The sequence below is a fragment of the Flavobacterium cryoconiti genome (assembly GCF_048158645.1).
Classification (GTDB): domain Bacteria; phylum Bacteroidota; class Bacteroidia; order Flavobacteriales; family Flavobacteriaceae; genus Flavobacterium; species Flavobacterium cryoconiti.
Genome location: NZ_JBLNKW010000003.1, coordinates 287633 through 308813 on the forward strand (window position 1 = coordinate 287633; position 21181 = coordinate 308813).

The 21181-nt window shown below is 33.4% G+C and carries 19 protein-coding genes; 12 read left to right on the top strand and 7 right to left on the bottom strand.

The window, feature by feature from the left end:
* Window positions 1-4 precede the first annotated feature (4 nt).
* Window positions 5-1924, top strand: coding sequence for a DUF294 nucleotidyltransferase-like domain-containing protein (locus tag ACM55H_RS06435; protein WP_416835735.1), 1920 nt, complete (start codon window positions 5-7; stop codon window positions 1922-1924).
* Window positions 1921-2583 (top strand): 3'-5' exonuclease, encoded by a 663-nt coding sequence (locus ACM55H_RS06440; protein WP_416835736.1) that lies wholly within the window; start codon window positions 1921-1923, stop codon window positions 2581-2583. Before ACM55H_RS06435 ends, ACM55H_RS06440 begins: the two co-directional genes overlap by 4 nt.
* 51 nt (window positions 2584-2634) lie before the next feature.
* On the opposite strand, the gene ACM55H_RS06445 is transcribed toward ACM55H_RS06440, so the two are convergent.
* The 4 genes from ACM55H_RS06445 to ychF form a co-directional block, all read right to left on the bottom strand.
* Window positions 2635-5364, bottom strand: coding sequence for a DNA gyrase/topoisomerase IV subunit A (locus tag ACM55H_RS06445; protein WP_416835737.1), 2730 nt, complete (start codon window positions 5362-5364; stop codon window positions 2635-2637).
* Between the two features lie 44 nt (window positions 5365-5408).
* On the bottom strand, window positions 5409-7271 hold the full coding sequence (locus tag ACM55H_RS06450; RefSeq protein WP_416835738.1) for a DNA topoisomerase IV subunit B: 1863 nt from the start codon (window positions 7269-7271) through the stop codon (window positions 5409-5411).
* A 150-nt stretch (window positions 7272-7421) separates the two neighbouring features.
* Window positions 7422-7943 (bottom strand): NADPH-dependent FMN reductase, encoded by a 522-nt coding sequence (locus ACM55H_RS06455; protein WP_416835739.1) that lies wholly within the window; start codon window positions 7941-7943, stop codon window positions 7422-7424.
* A gap of 149 nt (window positions 7944-8092) precedes the next feature.
* The gene (gene ychF, locus ACM55H_RS06460) at window positions 8093-9187 is read right to left on the bottom strand and encodes a redox-regulated ATPase YchF (protein ID WP_416835740.1); all 1095 of its coding nucleotides are present in this window, start codon (window positions 9185-9187) and stop codon (window positions 8093-8095) included.
* Window positions 9188-9548: 361 nt separating this feature from the next.
* Here ychF and ACM55H_RS06465 point away from each other — a divergent pair, with 361 nt between their 5' ends.
* Complete coding sequence (locus tag ACM55H_RS06465; RefSeq protein ID WP_416835741.1) at window positions 9549-12230, top strand: TonB-dependent receptor; 2682 nt, start codon at window positions 9549-9551, stop codon at window positions 12228-12230.
* 94 nt (window positions 12231-12324) lie between these two features.
* Window positions 12325-13083, top strand: a complete 759-nt coding sequence (locus ACM55H_RS06470; RefSeq protein WP_416835742.1) for a class I SAM-dependent DNA methyltransferase — start codon at window positions 12325-12327, stop codon at window positions 13081-13083.
* Between the two features lie 41 nt (window positions 13084-13124).
* On the opposite strand, the gene ACM55H_RS06475 is transcribed toward ACM55H_RS06470, so the two are convergent.
* Window positions 13125-13475 (bottom strand): 4Fe-4S dicluster domain-containing protein, encoded by a 351-nt coding sequence (locus tag ACM55H_RS06475; RefSeq protein ID WP_416835743.1) that lies wholly within the window; start codon window positions 13473-13475, stop codon window positions 13125-13127.
* A gap of 136 nt (window positions 13476-13611) precedes the next feature.
* On the opposite strand from ACM55H_RS06475, the gene ACM55H_RS06480 reads away from it, so the two are divergent.
* From ACM55H_RS06480 to ACM55H_RS06505, 6 genes are all read left to right on the top strand, one after another.
* Window positions 13612-14670: an acyl-CoA reductase gene (locus tag ACM55H_RS06480; protein WP_416835744.1), complete on the top strand. Its 1059-nt coding sequence runs from the start codon at window positions 13612-13614 to the stop codon at window positions 14668-14670.
* Between the two features lie 93 nt (window positions 14671-14763).
* Window positions 14764-15834, top strand: coding sequence for a 3-phosphoserine/phosphohydroxythreonine transaminase (serC, locus tag ACM55H_RS06485; protein WP_416835745.1), 1071 nt, complete (start codon window positions 14764-14766; stop codon window positions 15832-15834).
* A gap of 139 nt (window positions 15835-15973) precedes the next feature.
* Complete coding sequence (locus tag ACM55H_RS06490) at window positions 15974-16924, top strand: D-2-hydroxyacid dehydrogenase (protein WP_039107595.1); 951 nt, start codon at window positions 15974-15976, stop codon at window positions 16922-16924.
* A 92-nt stretch (window positions 16925-17016) separates the two neighbouring features.
* A complete protein-coding gene (locus ACM55H_RS06495) occupies window positions 17017-17580 on the top strand; it encodes a DUF937 domain-containing protein (protein WP_416835746.1) in 564 nt (187 codons plus the stop codon).
* Between the two features lie 114 nt (window positions 17581-17694).
* Window positions 17695-18129, top strand: a complete 435-nt coding sequence (locus ACM55H_RS06500) for a DUF6146 family protein (RefSeq protein ID WP_416835747.1) — start codon at window positions 17695-17697, stop codon at window positions 18127-18129.
* Between the two features lie 32 nt (window positions 18130-18161).
* Window positions 18162-18464 carry a DUF6787 family protein gene (locus ACM55H_RS06505; protein ID WP_416835748.1) on the top strand — a complete coding sequence of 101 codons (303 nt, stop codon included), beginning with the start codon at window positions 18162-18164 and terminating at the stop codon, window positions 18462-18464.
* 13 nt (window positions 18465-18477) lie between these two features.
* Here ACM55H_RS06505 and ACM55H_RS06510 read toward each other — a convergent pair whose 3' ends face one another.
* Both ACM55H_RS06510 and msrA read right to left on the bottom strand, forming a co-directional pair.
* Window positions 18478-18774 carry a hypothetical protein gene (locus ACM55H_RS06510; RefSeq protein ID WP_416835749.1) on the bottom strand — a complete coding sequence of 99 codons (297 nt, stop codon included), beginning with the start codon at window positions 18772-18774 and terminating at the stop codon, window positions 18478-18480.
* 49 nt (window positions 18775-18823) lie between these two features.
* Window positions 18824-19372 (bottom strand): peptide-methionine (S)-S-oxide reductase MsrA, encoded by a 549-nt coding sequence (msrA, locus tag ACM55H_RS06515; RefSeq protein WP_416835750.1) that lies wholly within the window; start codon window positions 19370-19372, stop codon window positions 18824-18826.
* Between the two features lie 190 nt (window positions 19373-19562).
* Between msrA and ACM55H_RS06520 the strand changes: the two genes are divergently transcribed.
* Both ACM55H_RS06520 and ACM55H_RS06525 read left to right on the top strand, forming a co-directional pair.
* Window positions 19563-20225 carry an ABC transporter ATP-binding protein gene (locus ACM55H_RS06520; RefSeq protein WP_291246788.1) on the top strand — a complete coding sequence of 221 codons (663 nt, stop codon included), beginning with the start codon at window positions 19563-19565 and terminating at the stop codon, window positions 20223-20225.
* A 4-nt stretch (window positions 20226-20229) separates the two neighbouring features.
* A complete protein-coding gene (locus tag ACM55H_RS06525) occupies window positions 20230-20994 on the top strand; it encodes a TIGR02757 family protein (RefSeq protein WP_416835751.1) in 765 nt (254 codons plus the stop codon).
* Window positions 20995-21181 lie beyond the last annotated feature (187 nt).

Sequence of the window (21181 nt, forward strand, 5' to 3'; positions counted from 1 at the left end):
CGTCATGAAAAATACTATCTCTCATAGAGTCGCAGACTTTTTAAAAAATTTCCCTCCCTTTAACTTTTTACATCAAAAAGATATCGAAACTCTTTCTGAACAAATATCCATTATTTACAAAGAAAAAGACAGTTTGGTATTTGCCGAAAACGAAGAAACGCACAACTGTTTTTATGTAGTTCATAAAGGAGCTGTAACATTAAGAAATAGTCAGGAAAATGATGTTTTGGACAGGTGTGATGAAGGAGATATTTTCGGGTTGAGGCCGCTTATCGCCAATGAGAACTATCAGATGGAAGCCCGAACTTATGAAGAAAGTATCCTTTATGCCGTTCCAATCAGCTCATTCAAGCCTTACGCACTAGAAAACAGAGCCGTAGGGAATTTTTTAATAGAAAGTTTTGCCTCAAATACGCGCAACCCATATTCCAAAAGCCATAGCGGAAAATTATATGGTGAAACTATTGGTAGTGAAACTTTGGACATTGACAAAAATCTATTGGATATACAGCCCGTAAAATATTCAAAAAAACTAATAACGTGTTATTCTACAACTACAGCAAAAGAGATTGCTGAAATCATGACTAAAAAAAATGTGGGTGCTATTCTCGTGATAGAGGATAAGTTCCCCATTGGTATCATTACTGATAAAGATTTAAGGAACAAAATTGTGACGGGAGAATTCCCAATCACCACAACTGCCAGCCTGATAATGACGACTCCAGTTATTACTTATCCCAAGAAAATGACCGTTACCCAAGCTCAAATGGCAATGATGAAAAGCAACATCAGTCATTTATGTCTTACAAAAGATGGCACGGCAAATTCCAAAGCTGTTGGAATCCTATCCAAACATGATGTCATGGTGGAACTTGGCAATAATCCTGCAGTATTGATAAAAGCGGTAAAAAGAGCTAAAAAAGCCAAACAAATAAAGCCGATACGAGCCAGCATAATGCAATTGTTACAAGGATATTTAGACCAAAATATCCCTATGACACTGACTTCTAAAATAATCACAGAATTAAATGATGTCTGTATTCAGCAAATAATAGAAATAGCGCTAAAAAAAATGAAAACACCGCCTCCTGTAAAATTTGCATGGTTGGCTTTAGGAAGTCAAGGGAGAAGTGAACAATTGCTGCATACTGACCAAGACAATGCCTTAGTTTATGAAGAAGTTCCAGAAGAATTAAAAGAAGCTACTAAGAACTATTTTTTAGAATTAGCTACTCATGTCAATAAAGGGCTTTTTGAAATTGGCTATGATTATTGTCCTGCAGAAATGATGGCTTCCAATCCTAAATGGTGCTTGAGCCTTGGCGAATGGGAACGTTTAGTTTACCATTGGATTACAAACCCAGGAAAAAATGAAGTGTTACTGTCCTTTATATTTTTTGATTATAGTCTGTCCTATGGCGATAGAGAACTCGTAAATAATCTGTCTGATTTTATTTTTGAAAATATAAAAGCTAATCCTGTATTTTATATTCATTTAGTAAGCGGCGCATTGCAAAGTCCTTCTCCTACTGGATTTTTCAGGCAACTTCTTGTAGAACAGAATGGTGCTCACAAAGATTTTTTTGACATAAAAAGACGGGCTTTAATGCCACTGACCGATGCTGCAAGAGTATTGATTCTCTCCCATTCAGTGAAATCTATTAGCAATACCCCGGAACGTTTTGAAAAATTAGCAGAATTAGAGCCTCATAACAGCGAATTGTATTTAGCCTGTTCCTATTCGTACAAAGCATTATTGAAATTCAGAACCAAACAAGGTCTTTTGCATCATGATTCCGGTCAGTTTATTGCCTTAGAAGCCTTATCCAAATTAGAAAAAATAAAGTTAAAGAGAACTTTCAAAACCATTAAGGAACTTCAGGAACTTATTACCATCCGATTTAACCCTTCAAATATATTATGATGACGAACTTATTAGAAAAAAGTAAAGCTGTTTTATTTAATTTTTTGGGTAAATCAGAAACATTATCCGATGAAGAACAATTAAATGATATTGATACAACTCGTTTTGTTGTTTTAGATACGGAAACCACTGGATTTGATTATACTAATGATAGAATACTTTGTATTGGGGCTATCGTCCTGCAAAATAATACAATTCCCATCCATGATAGTTTTGAAGTATTTATTCAACAGGAACATTATGATAAAGCCACAGCAAAAATTCATGGGATTTTGAAAGAATTTATCTTGGACAGACCCAATGAATTAGAAGCTTTACAACAATTTTTAGTCTTTTTAGGTGACTCAATTATAATTGCGCATCATACTATATTTGATGTCACCATGATTAATAACGCATTGGAGAGAAATGGGTTGCCTAAATTAACCAATAAAACTTTGGATACAGCTGTGCTGTATAAAAAAACGCTTATAGTTTCTCATTTATTGGAACGTAAAGACACCTACAGTTTAGACGAACTTGCCGATAAATTTGACATTTCACAAAAAGACAGGCATACCGCAATGGGCGATGCTTATATTACAGCAATTGCTTTTTTAAAAATTCTAAATAAATTAAGAGATAAAAAGGGACTTACATTAAAACAGTTGTTCAAATAAAAAAGATGAATGTATGTAAAAAAGCCTATCATTGCTGATGATCTTTTTATTTTATTCTAAAGACAAAGTAATTTGGCCATCATCTTCCAGTTGAATATCCACATCATCAGCGTCAGTTTCTCCTTTTACTTCTAATTCTTCTGGAATAACCTCCACAGGAATTTCATAAGGCAACGATTCCAATAGATTTACTTGTTTCAACTTATCGGTTGTCAATTGGTTTCCTAAAGCTTTAAATCCTTTTAAAGCAATAAAAGACTCAATATCCACTCTCATATTTTCTTTTTGAACTCCTTTTACTTTCGCAAAAACTAATTCGGCAACAGGACGATAATCCGTAGCTACAATTTCAAGATGTGAATTCGGATGTTCCGTGATGAAACTTTCCTCTTTGTTTTCTGTTTCTACCAAAAAACGTTTGATATAATAGCGCTCTTTTTCACCATCATAATAAATCGCTGAAATTGGTTTTTTAGGAACCCATTTTTCTAAAACTACCATATCTTCATCAAAATGAGTCGATAATTCAGGCGTAATTACTTTTATTTTTCCAGATTGCGATATGATCAAAATCTTATCACTTGGTCTGAATTCACCTAACAGTTCTCCTCTTCCGTCTACATTTAGTCTTTGGACAGTATCATCAAACCAAACTTTCCGAGGTAATAAAGTTGAAATCCCTTTTTCTTTCAGTTCGATTTTCTTGATTGGATATTTAGTTACCAAATTTCCTTTGGAAGCACGCCCTTTTATAGCTAAACTGGCAAAATCAATATCGAATTTCAGTTTTTTCACACTTCCCACCTGACGTAATAGTATCGTAATAACCTCTGCTTCTCCATTTGGATTACAAGAGAAATACACCACTTGAGAACCTGCAGTTTCATTGGTTAAATCATACGCTTTGTCTCGGGTCACCCCAGAAACATTAAATCGCTTGATATAAGATGGACCTGATTTTCCATCACGGTAAATCATATTGTAAATCGTACGCTTGTCACTTTTGTCAAAAATAGCAATGTGAATAATATCTTTACCCACAAAGGTTTTAGCATCCACTTTGGTAATCATCATTTTACCATCTCGCAGAAAAACAATTACATCATCAATATCGGAACAATCCGTAACGTATTCGTCTTTTTTCAGACTTGTACCTACAAATCCCTCTTCTTTATTGACGTATAATTTGGTATTTCTTAAAACCACTTTGGTAGCTTCAATATCATCAAAAATACGAAGTTCTGTTTGGCGTTCACGTCCTTTTCCGTATTTCTCTTTTAACTTCGTAAAATAGGCAATAGCAAAATCAATCAGATGTTCTAAATTGTGTTTTACCAGTTCAATGTCGCCTTCCAATGATTCGATTTTGTCCTGTGCTTTATTGCTGTCAAATTTAGAAATACGCATGATTCGGATATCCAGTAAACGCAGAATATCTTCTTCGGTAACAGCGCGTTTTAAGTGTTTTATGTGTGGTTTTAAACCATCATCAACTGATTTTATAACGCCTTCTCTAGTAGTCTGCTCCTCAATGTCACGGTATATTTTGTTCTCAATAAAAATACGTTCCAAAGAAAGAAAATGCCATTGTTCTTCCAATTCACTCAACTGAATTTCGAGTTCGCTTTTTAAGAGTTGGACAGTCCTATTTGTTGAAATTTTCAACATATCCGAAACCCCAATAAACAACGGTTTATTATCCTCAATCACACAACCCAATGGTGCTACCGAAGTTTCACAAGCCGTGAAAGCAAACAAAGCATCAATCGTTTTATCTGGAGAAACACCTGGAAAAAGGTGAATTAATATCTCTACCTCAGCAGCGGTATTGTCCTCAATTTTCTTGATTTTGATTTTCCCTTTATCATTCGCTTTCAAAATACTGTCAATCAAAGTGGTCGTATTCGTCGAAAACGGAATCTGGGTAATCACCAAGGTATTCTTGTCTAGCTGTGCAATTTTGGCACGTACACGTACACGTCCACCACGCAATCCATCATTATAATTAGACACATCAGCAATACCTTGTGTCAAGAAATCAGGATATAACGTAAATGGTTTTCCTTTTAAAATTTTTATTGACGAATCAATTAGTTCATTAAAATTATGGGGTAAGACTTTCGTCGAAAGACCCACAGCGATTCCCTCAGCTCCAGAAGCCAATAATAATGGGAATTTTACAGGCAGATTATTGGGCTCTGCACGACGACCATCGTAAGAAACACCCCAGTCAGTAATCTTTGGAGAATATAAAACTTCCAAAGCAAATTTAGATAAACGTGCTTCAATGTAACGAGAAGCCGCAGCTCCATCTCCCGTTAGGATATTCCCCCAGTTTCCTTGACAATCAATCAACAATTCTTTCTGACCAATTTGTACCATTGCATCACCAATACTCTGATCCCCGTGTGGATGATACTGCATCGTGTGCCCTACTACATTAGCCACTTTATTATAACGACCATCATCTAATTCTTTTAAAGAGTGCATAATACGACGTTGCACAGGTTTAAAACCATCTTCAATCGCAGGAACTGCACGCTCCAGAATTACATACGATGCATAATCCAAAAACCATTCCTTGTACATTCCTGTGACTTTGGTAATGGTATCATTTTCATCTTCTTCATTTTCGTAAAAATGCTGTCCTTCAAAAGATTTTTTATCTACATCGATAATTTCATCCGAATCATTTTCTTCTTGATTTTCATCAGTAGAATGATCCTCCGAATTATTTTCTTCGTTTGCTGGAATAATGTTATCGTCTTCTTCGTCTTTCATTTATTTATCCTATAATAATATTGGAATAATTTCTTTAATTTATACTAGTCCTTTTCCAAAACATCCAATTCTACCTTCAAATTCTTGATGATAAATTCCTGTCGGTCTGGTGTGTTTTTTCCCATATAAAAGGATAGTAATTGTTCAATTGAAGTATTTTTGTCCATCATAATTGGGTCAAGACGAATGGTTTCTCCAATAAAATTTTTGAACTCATCCGGAGAGATTTCCCCCAATCCTTTAAATCGGGTAATTTCTGGTTTGGGTTTTAATTTTTCCATTGCCTCTTTTCGCTCTTCTTCCGAATAACAATAAATCGTTTCTTTCTTGTTTCGGATTCTAAAAAGTGGTGTTTGTAAAATATATAAATGCCCTTCTTTTATTAATTCAGGAAAAAATTGCAAGAAAAAAGAAATTAATAACAACCTAATGTGCATTCCATCGACATCGGCATCCGTAGCAATTACAATATTGTTATACCGCAATTTTTCTAAACCATCCTCAATATCAAGCGCTGCCTGCAACAAATTGAATTCTTCATTTTCATAAACAATTTTCTTGCTCATCCCGTAGGAATTCAAAGGCTTACCACGCAAACTAAAAACTGCTTGAGTATTCACATCACGCGATTTGGTAATCGACCCGGAAGCGGAATCTCCCTCAGTGATAAAAAGTGTGCTCTCCAGACTTTTAGGATTCTTGGTATCCGTAAGATGGGCTCTACAATCCCTTAATTTTTTATTGTGAAGATTTGCTTTTTTGGCACGATCAGTAGCTAATTTTCGAATCCCTGATAATTCTTTTCGCTCTCTTTCGGCTTGAAGAATTTTGCGAAGCAAGGCATCAGCAGTTGCTGTATTTTTGTGTAAGTAATTATCTAACTTCGTTTTTACAAAATCATTTATGAAAGTACGTACTGATGGCATTCCTGGCTCTGAACCCATATCAGTCGATCCCAATTTAGTTTTGGTTTGAGACTCAAAAACGGGTTCCATAACCTTAATACTTACCGCACTTACAATAGATTTCCTAACATCCGAAGCTTCGAAACTTTTATTATAAAACTCTCTAATAGTTTTTACAATTGCTTCCCGATACGCCGCTAAATGCGTTCCTCCTTGTGTGGTATTTTGTCCATTCACGAAGGAATGGTATTCTTCACTGTATTGTGTTTTACTATGCGTCAAAGCAATCTCGATATCCTCTCCTTTTAGGTGAATAATTGGATATTCCAAATCATCGGCATGAATGGTTTCTTCCAATAAATCTTTCAGACCATTTTCAGAAAAATATTTTTCGCCATTGAATAAAATAGTCAAACCATTGTTTAAGTAACAATAGTTTTTAAGCATTTTGATTACATATTCATATCTGAATTTATAATTTTTAAAAATTGCTTCGTCTGGAATAAAACTAACCTTGGTTCCTTTTCGTTTGGTTGTGTCTATAATATCTTCTTCAAGAACTAGATTTCCTGCGGAAAATTCGGCTGCTTTTTGTTTTTCGTCACGAACTGATTCTACACGGAAATAATTAGACAAAGCATTGACAGCTTTTGTTCCTACTCCATTTAAACCAACGGATTTCTTAAATGCCAACGAATCGTATTTTCCACCTGTATTCATTTTGGAAACTACATCAATCACTTTTCCCAATGGAATTCCACGACCATAATCCCTTACTGTAACCGTTTTATCCTTGATAGTTACCTCAATTGTCTTACCGGCACCCATGACGAATTCATCGATACAGTTATCGAGTACTTCTTTTAGAAGAATGTAAATACCATCATCTGGAGAAGAACCATCACCCAGTTTCCCAATATACATTCCGGGACGCATGCGAATATGTTCTTTCCAGTCGAGCGACCGAATATTATCTTCGGTATATTGATTTTGATCGGACATTGTAAATTTTGTGGATTTTGTGCTAATGTAGTGTAATTCGATAAAATTTAAAACAGGAAGCCGTCAAAGTTATTAAGAATGATATTGACAAAAAAAAAGATTGCAGATTTTAGATTTCAGAATATGCGGATAGTTAAGGTTTACTAAAATTTAAAAATTCTTAACAATATCTCTCAATTGGTTATCCAATTCAGGATTAGAAATTTTACCGTTTTCAACATCAAAATTAGCATCAAAACTTGGTAGCGAAAAAGTCGCTTTTATAACTGCCCCATAACGAGGAAAAGCATTTTTTGCAATTTCTAATACAGACGATCCTCCTCTTCCACCTGGTGAAGTTGCCATAAGTAACATTGGTTTTTCCTGAAAAACTTTTCCATTAATTCTAGAACACCAATCGAATACATTCTTGAAAGCCGCAGAATAATTTGCATTATTTTCTGCAAGCGAAACCACTAAAATATTCGCACTGGCAATTTTAGCCAAAAACGCTTTTGCCAGTTCATGTTGACCAATTTCTTTTTCTATATCAACGCTAAACAAAGGCATTTGAAAATCATTTAAATCCAATACTTCAATTTCGGCATTTTCGAAAAGATTTGCGGCATATGTTGCTAATTTTTTATTGATGGAGTTTTTACTGGGGCTTCCGCCAAAGGCTATGATTTTCATAAAAATTTTATTTTTACTAAAGTAACTAAATTTAGTACTGCTGCAAAATAATTAATCACCGATTCACCTATTAAAAACAAATCAAATTTTATAAAAAAACCTGCAAAATTACTCTTGCAGGTTTCTTTTAACTTTTAAAAGCGGACTATCTACACATTAAATCTAAAATGCATCACATCGCCATCTTTTACGATATATTCTTTTCCTTCTACTTTAAATTTTCCGGCTTCTTTACATTTAGCTTCTGAGCCATATTGAACGAAATCTTCATAAGCAATAACTTCGGCACGAATGAAACCTTTTTCGAAATCAGTATGAATAACTCCTGCTGCCTGTGGTGCAGTTGCTCCAATATTAATAGTCCAAGCACGAACTTCTTTAACCCCTGCCGTAAAATAGGTTTGTTGCTTCAACAGTTTGTATGCCGCACGAATCAATACAGAAGCCCCTGGCTCAGTCAATCCCATATCTTCCAGAAATACCTGACGCTCTTCGTAGCTTTCTAATTCAGTAATATCAGCTTCAGCACCTACAGAAAGAATAATTACTTCCGCATCTTCATCTTTAACTAACTCACGAACTTGGTCAACATATTTATTTCCGCTAACTGCTGAATTTTCATCAACATTACAAACATACAATACTGGTTTAGCTGTAATCAACTGAAATCCTTCCATCAAAACTTCTTCATCATTGCTTTGTGGAGTTATTGTTCTAGCAGATTTTGCCTGAAGCAAAGTTTCTCTAATTCTATCTAAAAGTGCCTTTTCAGTTTGCGCTTCTTTATTTCCTGTTTTAGCTGCACGATTTACTTTTTCCAGACGCTTTTCAACGTTCTCCAAATCTTTCAACTGTAATTCTATATCAATCGTTTCTTTATCGCGAATTGGATTTACATTCCCATCAACGTGAACAATATTATCATTATCAAAACAACGTAAAACATGAATAATCGCATTACATTCTCTGATATTTCCAAGAAATTGATTCCCTAAACCTTCTCCTTTACTTGCTCCTTTTACCAATCCTGCAATATCAACAATATCAACAGTTGCCATTTGCACGCGTTCTGGTTTTACCAATTCCTCCAATTTTTCAATTCTTGGATCTGGAACATTTACAACACCTATATTTGGTTCAATAGTACAAAAAGGAAAGTTAGCACTTTGCGCTTTTGCATTGGATAAACAATTGAATAATGTTGATTTTCCAACATTCGGTAATCCTACAATTCCTGCTTTCATATGTAGATAATATTTGTTTTTAATGAAAATATGGCACCGCCATTCTTCATGCTATTTTTGTTTACAGATAACAGTATCCTGCTAAAAGTTTTTAGAATTCACTTTAAAAGTTTGCAAATATAAGATTTAATAAATGTTTGATAGCATAATCAATACAATTATGTATTGTATTCTAGTTTTTTACTTTTTTATCAATTCAATACTATTCTTTAAAACAATTTATTGAAATAAGAATTTTATTAATTATTATTAAAATTTCTATAAATGTTTGTAAAATTTTAAACTAAATATTAATATTTTGTTAAAAAAAATTTATATTGCAACAGATTTCAAACCAAACAAAAACCAAAACCAACAATTTATGAAAAAGTTTACATTATTATTCTTCTTGTTAAACGTCACATTTCTTTTTGCACAAAAAGAAATCTCTGGTGTTGTGAAAGACAATGCCGGTGCTGGATTACCAGGTGTTAACATTATCGAAAAAGGAACTAACAACGGTGTCTCAACTGATATCGACGGAGCTTACAAAATCAAAGTTAAAGATGGGGCTACTTTAGTTTTTAGCTACGTAGGATTCAATAAAGTAGAAAAAGCAGCAACAAGCGCTACAATAAATGTAGTATTATCCGAAGAAGGCGGCCAAAACCTTCAAGAAGTTGTGGTTACAGGAACAAGAACAGCACCCAGAAGTAACACCACTACTGCACTTCCTATTGATGTGCTAACTTCAAAAGACTTAGCTTCTACAGGACAAGCTTCATTTGATAAAGCATTACAATACAAAATCCCATCGTTTAACACCGTTCAAACACCTGTTAATGATGCAACTTCATTACTTGACCCTTATGAAATTAGAAATTTAGGACCAAGTAGAACACTTATCCTTATTAATGGTAAGCGTAAAAATATGAGTGCGTTGCTTTACACACAGACATCTCCGGGACGTGGTGAAACAGGTGCTGACATATCAGCAATACCTCAAGACGCTATCGAAAGAGTAGAGATACTTCGCGATGGTGCATCTGCTCAATACGGGTCTGATGCCATAGCTGGTGTAATGAACATTATCTTGAAAAAAAATACTAACGGTGGTTCTGCAACTGTTAGAACTGGCATCACTGGAAAAGGTGATGGTGAAATGGTAGGAATTAGCATTAACAATGGTTCTACTGTAGGAGACAAAGGTTTTGTTAATTATACTGTAGATTTTTCTAAAGTTAAATTAGCTAACAGACCAGGTATTTTAAGCGCACAAGATGAATCTGATTATTGGGGTGTTCCATTAGCTACAACACAAGCATTTCTTGCTAAAAAACCAGATGGAGGAAACGTAAATGGTTCTCCAGAGACAGCTGCCGCTAAATTTGAAGTTAACGGTGGAAGTGACTTAAGTGAAAATTCAAAAATTTATTATAACGCCGCTTACGTCTATAAAAAAGTAAATTCATTTGCAAATTATAGAGCTCCATATTGGAGAACAGTTGCAGACATGCCATATCTTGCAAGCTTATATGGAAATGGAACTGCCGCTTCTTATTTAGGCTATGTCCCTACTTTTATTGGAGACTTGAATGACTACAATGCTACATTAGGTTACAAGAATGTGACAAATGGCTGGAATACTGACGCCAGTGTTACTATTGGAGGAAACAAACAAATTTATACTGTTACAAATTCTCAAAATAGATCTAAGGATTCTAATGGCAATTTTATTTATGCTTCTGATCCAAACATTTATACTGGACAAACTACATTCCATCCAGGTGGAACCTCATTCAATCATCTTGTTGGAAATATTGATGTTTCAAAAGTTTTATCCGATCAAGTAAGTATTGGTTTTGGAACTGAATTTAGAACCGAAAACTTTGAAGTTATTGCTGGCGATAAACAATCTTATGATGGTCTTGGTGCTGACTCCTTTCAAGGTAATGACCCTGCAAATTCAGGAAAATTTAATCGTTACAATGTTGGAGCATATTTAGATGTTGCAGTTGATTTCTCCAAAGATTTCCTTGTAAACGGTACTGTACGTCATGAAGATTATAGCGATTTTGGTGCTGCAAATGTTTGGAAATTAAGCTCTAGATACAAATTTCTAGATGACAAATTTACACTAAGAGGTTCTATTTCTACTGGATTTAGAGCACCATCATTACACCAAATTTATACTGAAAAATCGCAATCAACCTTTTCTGGTGGTACAATTGCTGTAACAGGGATCATAAGTAATGTTTCGACAGCAGCACGAGCTCTTGGAGTACCTAAACTTACTGCTGAAAAATCAGATAATATAACCTTAGGATTTGGAATCAAACCTATAAAAAATTTCAATTTTACTTTAGATTATTATAACATTAAAGTAAAAGACAGAATTGTATTAGGAAACCTAATTAATGGTCAAGCATACTTTGTAAATGCAATTGATTCCAGAACTGCTGGACTAGACTTTGTTGCTGGGTACAGAAATATTATGTTGGGTGCTGGAAAATTAGCTCTTAATTTATCTGGAAACTACACCCTTGTTAACGAAAGAGTTGGAGCTGTAAAAAATCCTGCAAGTGTAACAGCACTTCCTGGAAACCAAACTGTTTTCAATGCTACACAAGATGCGTTAATGTTTACCTCTAGACCAAAATTCAAATACATTTTTGGAGGAGATTATGAAATTGGTAAATTTAATTTCTCTTTAAACAATACTGTTTTTGGACCAACAAAATTCAAAAATGCTGATTATTCTGATCCAGGATTGTCTACTGAATTTGCAACAAAAATGGTTACTGATTTAGGTATTAATTTTAATGCAACAAAAAGCTTATCTTTAGCTTTAAACGTTAATAATATATTTAATGTAATTCCAAAATACAAAATAACATCTGACGGTTCTGCATCTGCAAATGCAATAGTCAATAATCCTGCATTACTTCATGCTCAGGATATGAATATAACTTTCGATGGCCGTTATAATACAATGACTTACGATGGATTTCACTTTAGTCAATTAGGAACTATGTTCAATTTATCTTTGAACTATAAATTCTAATTTGGTTATTGAATAATTTAAAAGGGCTATCTTTCGATAGCCCTTTTTTTATTTCGTTTATTTTTCATAAATTTAGTACTTTATTACAACTATCATGACGAATCTTTATGACGGAAAAATGGCTGCAATTTTTGATGCTATGTACCAAACTTTCATTGATTATGATGAAGAGTATCAATTCTACAACCATTTAATTAAAGAAAATAATTGCACGTCCATACTGGAAGTTGGTAGCGGCACTGGCAACCTAGCCAAACGATTTCAACAAAACAATCAAGAATATATTGGCCTGGATTATAGCCAAAGTATAATAGCAATCGCCAAAGAAAGAAATAAAAGCTGTACTTTCATTCATGGAGACATGAGACAATTTGAACTTGAAAAGCCCATTGATTCGATACTAATTACAGGGCGTTCCACTAGTTATTTGACGACAAATGAAGATATAAATAGCACTTTTGAATCCATTTACAAAAATTTAACAGAAGACGGAATTCTCATTTTTGATTTTATAGACGCTAATCGGTTTATCCCTTTTACTAAAGAAAATCAAGTTATAATTCATAAAGCGGAATATGATGAAATACTGTATTATAGAAACAGTAATTGGAAAACAACTTCCTCAGAAAATTTTATGCTGGAGTGGACTGCACAATATTACACTTTAAAAAATGATGAAAAAGAAATAATTGCAGAAGATTTTTCTACATTACGTGTATTTACCTTAAATGAAATACAATTATTTTTATATTTAAATGATTTTGAAATCATCAAAATAATTGACAGAAAAACGTATGCTTACGATACTTATGTGATTGTTGCGAGAAAAAAAATAACACAAAAAAAATCCTGAGGCATTAACTCAGGATTTTTTGTTATTATTGGATTTACACACTATTCATTATGCAAAAATGCCTGTCTGTTTAGTAACGTTTCTTCAGTCTCAACATGATTATCATCTGGAATACAACAGTCTACAGGACAAACTGCAGCACATTGTGGTTCATCATGAAATCCTTTACATTCTGTACATTTCCCAGGTACTATATAGTAGATTTCGTCAGAAATTGGAGTTTGGGCTTCATCTGAATCTACTTCAGTACCATCAGGCAAAATTACTCTCCCTTTAAGTTTTGTTCCATCTTTATATCTCCAATCATCGGCTCCTTCATATATTGCAGTATTTGGGCACTCTGGTTCACAAGCACCACAATTGATACATTCATCTGTTATTATAATTGCCATCTTTATCTTTTTATTAGTTAAAAGCTATGCCTTTTGAGATAAAACAACTTAAGATTTTTTCTCTTTTGACTTATAACTTATTATAGCTTATTTTTGTGCAAAATTACAATCAAAACTATTCATATACAAGTTACTTATGTTACAAAACGAAAAAAAAAGAAGTTTTATTGAATTAGGAAAGTTTTTAAGTCAATTTTCCGAAAATAACACTTTTAAGAACCCAACTGTTTTACATAACGATTTATTTTTTGATGATTTTATCGAATTAATAAAATTATCACAATCCCATAATGGATGGTATACGCCTGAACAAGTTTATTTTTCTATTCAATCTTGGGCAGAAGCGCTAACAGAAGATAATTTAAATCAATGGCTTTCTGCCTATGATTTTCAAATAAACGAACCTAAAAACATCGCCTTAATTCTTGCTGGAAATATTCCACTAGTTGGTTTTCATGATTTCTTGTCGGTTTTAATCACTGGGCATAATGTATTGATAAAAACATCCTCAAATGACCAACATTTACTGCCTTTTCTAGCTAAATATATCATAGCCATTGACCCTGAGCTGACTGATAAAATAACTTTTGTTGAGGGCAAATTAGAAAATTTTGATGCCGTAATAGCAACTGGAAGTAATAATACAGCTCGTTATTTTGAATATTACTTTAAAGATAAACCTTCCATAATAAGAAAAAGCAGGAATTCAATTGCTGTTTTGAACGGAAAAGAAACCAAAGAACAATTAAGTGCTTTAGGTGAAGATATTTTTAGATATTTTGGCTTAGGATGTCGCAATGTCTCTAAAATTTTTGTCCCAAAAGGGTATATTTTCGATGGTTTTTTTGAAGCTATATTTGATTATCAAGATGTTATTCATTATGAAAAATATGCTAACAATTATGATTACAATAAAGCCGTTTTCCTGATGAGTAATTTTAAATTATTGGATAATGGATTTTTGACCATAAAAGAAGATAAAAGTCATGCCTCTCCTATTTCTAGTGTATTTTATGAATTTTACGATGACATCACTGATTTACAAATACGATTACAATCTGAAAACGAGCAAATTCAGTGTATTGTAAGTGATAATATTATAGAAAACAGCATTAATTTTGGACAAACCCAAAAACCTAAATTATGGAATTACGCAGATAACGTCGATACTATTTCGTTTTTGTTAACAATATAGTCTAAAATTGTTTAATTTTTTCGAATTATTTAACGCTTTTTAAACTCCTATTACCGAAATTTGCACTTTAATTTTTTGGACTTAAACTACACCATGAAAAAACACAACTACAGCGCAGGACCTTGTATTTTACCACAAGAAGTTTTTGAAAAATCAGCTCAAGCTATTTTAAATTTCAACAATTCTGGTTTATCCATTTTAGAAATTTCGCACAGAAGTAAAGATTTCGTTGCCGTTATGGATGAGGCAAGAGCTCTTGTTATTGAACTTTTAGGCCTTGAAGGCAAAGGATATCAAGCTTTATTTCTTGCTGGCGGAGCTAGTTTAGAATTTATTATGGCTCCTTATAACTTGATGAAAGAAGGTGGAAAATCTGCTTATCTTGATTCAGGAACATGGGCATCAGCAGCTATAAAAGAAGCAAAACTTTTTGGTGACACTGTTGTTGTCGCTTCATCAAAAGAAGAAAATTACAATCATATTCCAAAAGGATACACTGTACCTTCAGATGCTGATTATTTCCATTGCACCAGTAACAACACTATTTTTGGTACACAAATGAAGGAATTCCCGTCACTTGATATGCCAATTGTATGTGATATGAGTTCTGATATATTTTCAAGAGAATTGGATTTTTCTAAATTTGATTTGATTTATGCAGGAGCACAAAAAAATATGGGCCCAGCAGGAACTACTTTGGTTGTTGTCAAAGAGGAAATTTTAGGCAAAAATGGCAGAATAATCCCAAGCATGTTGGATTACACTAAACATATCAAAGCAGAAAGTATGTATAATACTCCACCTGTTTTTCCTGTTTATGCTTCTTTATTGACCTTACAATGGTTGAAAAACCTTGGAGGTGTTGCTGCAATTGAAAAAATAAATAATGCTAAAGCAGCATTACTTTACGGAGAAATTGACAGAAACCCATTATTCAAAGGAGCTGCAGCTGTTGAAGATCGATCCAATATGAATGCCACTTTCTTATTGAATGATGCTGCTCATACAGAAACATTTGATGCTATGTGGAAAGCAGCCGGAATATCTGGATTACCTGGACACCGTTCAGTAGGTGGTTACAGAGCTTCTATGTACAATGCGCTTCCATTAGAAAGTGTTCAAGTATTGGTTGATGTAATGAAAGAATTGGAAAAAAATATTTAATGATTTAATAATTGAAAGTTTTAAATAATTATAAAAATCAATTAGTAAATCTTTCAATTAAAATTACACTTTAAAATTAAAAAATCCTGATTGAATCTTTAAATCATTTAATTTTTCAATCTTTAAATATAAAACATAAATGAAAGTATTAGCCAATGACGGAATTTCAAAAAGTGGAATTCTAGCTTTAGAAAAAGGTGGATTTGAAGTTATAACTACAAAAGTAGCGCAAGAACAAGTGGCTAACTTTGTAAATGAAAACAATGTGAGCGTTGTTTTGGTGCGTAGTGCTACCAAAGTTCGTAAAGACATTATTGATGCTTGCCCAGGATTAAAAATTATTGGTCGTGGCGGTGTAGGTATGGATAATATTGATGTGGACTATGCTAAAAGCAAAGGAATTCACGTAATCAATACTCCTGCTTCTTCATCAGAATCAGTTGCAGAATTAGTTTTTGCACATTTATTCTCTGGTGTACGTTTTTTACATGATTCTAACAGAAATATGCCTCTTGAAGGAGATACAAACTTTGAAGGTTTGAAAAAAGCATATGCTAACGGAATCGAATTAAGAGGAAAAACTCTTGGTGTTGTAGGAATTGGACGTATTGGTCAAGCTACTGCTAAAATGGCATTAGGTTTAGGCATGAAAGTGATTGCTGCTGATATGTTTATCCCACAAGTTGACGTTAAAGTTGAATTTTTTGATGGTCAATCAATCACTACAACTATCGTTTCTCAATCATTGGAATCTTTATTCAAAGAAGCTGATTTCATAACATTACACGTTCCTGCTCAAGATGGTTATATCATTGGAGAGAAAGAATTGGCTATTATGAAAGACGGTGTAGGTATTGTAAACTGTGCTCGTGGTGGTGTTATTGATGAAGTTGCATTAGTAAAAGCATTAGACAGCGGAAAAGTATTATTCGCTGGATTGGATGTTTTTGAAAACGAACCAACTCCTGAAATGACTATTTTGATGAACCATAAAATCTCAATGACTCCTCATATTGGAGCTGCAACAGGAGAAGCACAAGATAGAATTGGTACCGAATTAGCTTCACAAATCATTAGCATATTAGGCTAGTATTTGCATTAAATAGTAAAAAGGGATTCATTAACAGTGTTTAATGAATCCCTTTTTTTATTAAATTTGATTTCTAATCTAAATCAAATGACATGTTTGAACAATTAACACAATTAGCACAACAGTTTGGAGTCGAGTCTGTTATTAAAAATCAAGCAATTCCAAATGAGCATAATGAAGCTGTAATGACTGAAGCCAGTAGTTCTATTATTTCCGGATTACAAAAAATAGTTTCAGAAGGTGGAGCAGATCAACTTGCGGGTTTATTTCAAGGAAATAATGCGCAAGACAGTTCGAATCCTGTGGTTCAAAAATTAACCGAGCAGCTAACCAGTAGTTTGGGAGAAAAATTTGGCATAAATAATGAAACTGCCTCTGATGTTGCGGGAAGCTTAATCCCTCAAATCTTGGGTTCATTAGTCAATAAAGCCAAAGATCCAAATGAATCCAGTTTTCAAATTTCTGATATTATTGGAGCTATTTCTGGTAATAGTGCGCAAAATTCGGGTATTATGGATGCTATTTCAAAATATGGTGGTCAATTTGGTTTAGACCAAAATGCAGATGGTAAAGTAGATATAAGCGATGCTATGTCAGCAGTGACCCAAAAAGGTGGCGGACTTGGAAGCATACTTGGCAAACTCTTTGGAAAATAATAGAAATCGAAATATTTATATAAAATCATTTACTCTTAGTAGATGATTTTTTTTGTTAAAACACTAATAACTAATCTTTTAATTTTGTAACTTTAATTCTCAATTCATTTTATCATGAAAAATAGTTTCTACATATTAGCAATTATTTTAGTTTCTCTTTTTAGTTGTAAAACTTCTAAACCTACTTTTTCGAAAACTGATAAAACAATTCCAACGCAGAGTGACACTGTTCGAATTGCCAATGATGAACTGCAATACGAAGTCATAATAATTGACCCTGGTTTTAGCACTTGGCTTAATTCAAGAGCTTATCCTAGAGGCTATCATTCCCAAAGTTACTTAGAAAACAAAAATCAATTGTACGTTAGCGAGTGGAACAGCCGCGTTTTGCAACCACAACGATATGACCCTAATCTTTATGAAATGTCAATTAGTTATGATTCAAATATTAATTATGGGTATGAAGTGAATTATCTAATTTATAATTATATGATTTATTTTCAAAATACCTACAAACAAAAACTTTTTGGTTATGTCCCCTCAAGATAATGTTACTATATTTGTAATCATTATAAATAAAGATGAGCGATTTAAAAAAACGTTGGGGAATTGAAACCAATTTACAACTCACAATTATATTTATTGTTTTTGCAATTACAGGTTCAGCTTCAGCTTGGTTATCAAAACCATTTTGTTTTTGGTTGGGAATTACAAAGACCGATTTGGGTCACTGGTTCACTCCTGTTCGATTATTATTAATTTTCCCAATATATCAAGTGCTTTTAGTTTTAATAGGATTTATTTTCGGGCAATTCAAATTCTTTTGGGCATTCGAAAAGAAGATGCTAAAACGGATAGGATTTGGGTTTCTTTTCAAGGAATAAAAAAACGCTTCAATTATGAAGCGTTTTTGTTTTTTATCCAATAATTATAAATCCACGTCAAGGTAAATGTGGGAATAACATCCGAAAACGGTAAAATTTCTTCTAAAAAAGTAACTACTCCGCCTACTTTCCCTACCGTTCCTTTATACATTGTTGTCATTAAATAACCTGCAATGGGTGCCCAAACCACATCAGAAAACTCTCCAACAAAAGGAATAGTAAAAGACAACATCCCAATTCCGTCAAATAATAGACCCAGAAAAAGGTTTCTGCTTTTATTATCTGTTTCGCCAACTTGTATTTTTTCCATCATTCTGTTTTAGAATAGTTTATTACAAAACATACAAATCTAATGCCAATTAATCATTAAGCTTATCTTTAAAGATTTTCTTTAATTTTTCAACTTTTGGCGTAATTACATAACTACAATATCCTTGCAATTTATTTTGGTTGTAATAATTTTGATGATAATCCTCGGCTTCATAAAATAGTGTAGCTGGTGAAACTACCGTAACAATGGGTTCTCCAAACGTATTTTCTCTAGTCATCAAAGCAATATACGCTTCGGCTAAATCTTTCTGATTTTCATTATTATAAAATATTTCGCTTCGGTATTGTGTACCAACATCATTTCCTTGACGGTTCAAAGTAGTGGGATCATGTGTTGCGAAAAATATTTCCAACAATTCACCAAAAGTAATTTTATTGGGATTAAAAGTAATTTGAATCGCCTCTGTGTGACCGGTATCGCCATTGCAAATAGCCGCATAGGTGGGATTAATTGTATCTCCTCCTATATATCCAGAAACCACCTTTTTCACGCCATTCAATTCTAAAAAGACAGCTTCGGTACACCAAAAACAACCGCCGGCAAAAGTGGCAACTTCCATTCCTTCTTCAATTTCCATTTATAAGTTTATTTTGTTTGCAAAAAATCTGATTATAGATTATTATAACCAATCTAAAACCAAATTTAATCTAATAATCGGAAGTGGTTATTCCTTATTAACGAAAGTTTATAATTTGTGAAGGGAAAATATATTGTGAACCATTTAATAATCATTAAAATCTTTGTTTCTTTGTGAAAATAGTTTCAAAATGATCCAAGTCAAAAATCTACATAAATATTACGATCAACTACATGTGTTGAAAGGAGTTGATTTACATATTCAAAAAGGGGAGATTGTATCCATCGTGGGTGCTTCGGGTGCCGGGAAAACAACACTTTTGCAAATCCTTGGAACTTTAGACAAACCTACAGTTGAAAACGGAATCGAATTGCGCATTAATGACGAAGATATTCTGACTATGAACGACAAAAACTTGTCCAAATTCCGAAATTTAAATTTAGGTTTTATATTCCAATTTCATCAATTATTACCTGAATTTACGGCATTGGAAAATGTTTGTATCCCTGCTTTTATTGCCAATAAATCCAAAGTGGAAACAGAAATAGAAGCCGAAAAACTCCTAACCTATCTTGGTCTTTCCCACCGTATGAACCACAAACCCAATGAGCTTTCTGGAGGAGAACAACAGCGTGTGGCTGTCGCAAGAGCTTTAATCAATAAACCTGCAATCATTTTTGCCGATGAACCTTCGGGAAATCTCGATACTGCTTCGGCTGAAAACCTGCATCAATTATTTTTTAAATTGCGTGATGAATTGGGACAAACTTTCGTGATTGTAACCCATAATGAAGAATTAGCCAATATGGCCGATAGAAAATTAGTAATGGTTGATGGATTGATTAGTAATTAAAAAAATGAATCATTCCGAATTAAAATCATTTCTTGACGAAAAAGTCATACAATACAACACGCTCGAATTCATAGAAAGCGACCCGGTTCAAATTCCGCATTTATTTTCACAAAAAGAAGATATTGAAATTGCTGGTTTTTTAAGTGCTACAATTGCTTGGGGAAATCGCAAAATGATTATAAAAAATTCCCATAAAATGATGGATTTAATGGGAAATGCTCCTTATGATTTTGTTATGTCACATTCCGAAAATGATTTGGAACGACTAGAAACTTTTGTTCATAGAACTTTTAACGGACAGGATTTTGCCAGTTTTATTAGAAGCCTAAAAAACATTTACCAAAACCATAATGGTTTAGAATCCGTATATGCTAAAAACCAAGAATTAGCAACTATGCAAAAAAGCATCTCGGAATTCAAAAAGACATTCTTCGAAATTCCACATCAGTATAGAACCCAAAAACACATTTCAGACCCTCTGAACAATTCGGCGGCTAAACGAATCAACATGTTTCTCCGCTGGATGGTGCGTCAAGACAACAAAGGAGTTGATTTAGGAATATGGAGAAGTATTTCCCCTGCTTCTTTATCCTGTCCTTTGGATGTACATTCCGGGAATGTAGCCCGAAAATTAGGATTACTTACAAGGAAACAAAACGACGGAAAAGCATTAGCTGAACTCGATAAAAAACTTCGGGAATTTGATGTAAATGATCCAGTGAAATATGACTTCGCATTATTTGGATTAGGTGTTTTCGAGGGATTTTAATTTTTACTTCAAAGTTTACCTAATTGAAAATCAATTACTTCAACTTTCTTGAAACATTAGAAATTAATTGAAATACTATTTTAATTTTCACAAGTCCCACTTTGTAAACAATTAAGGTATATATAGCGATTTTATTTTTTTAAATATTGTACTATTTACCTTATATTTAATTGTTTTTACGCATTTT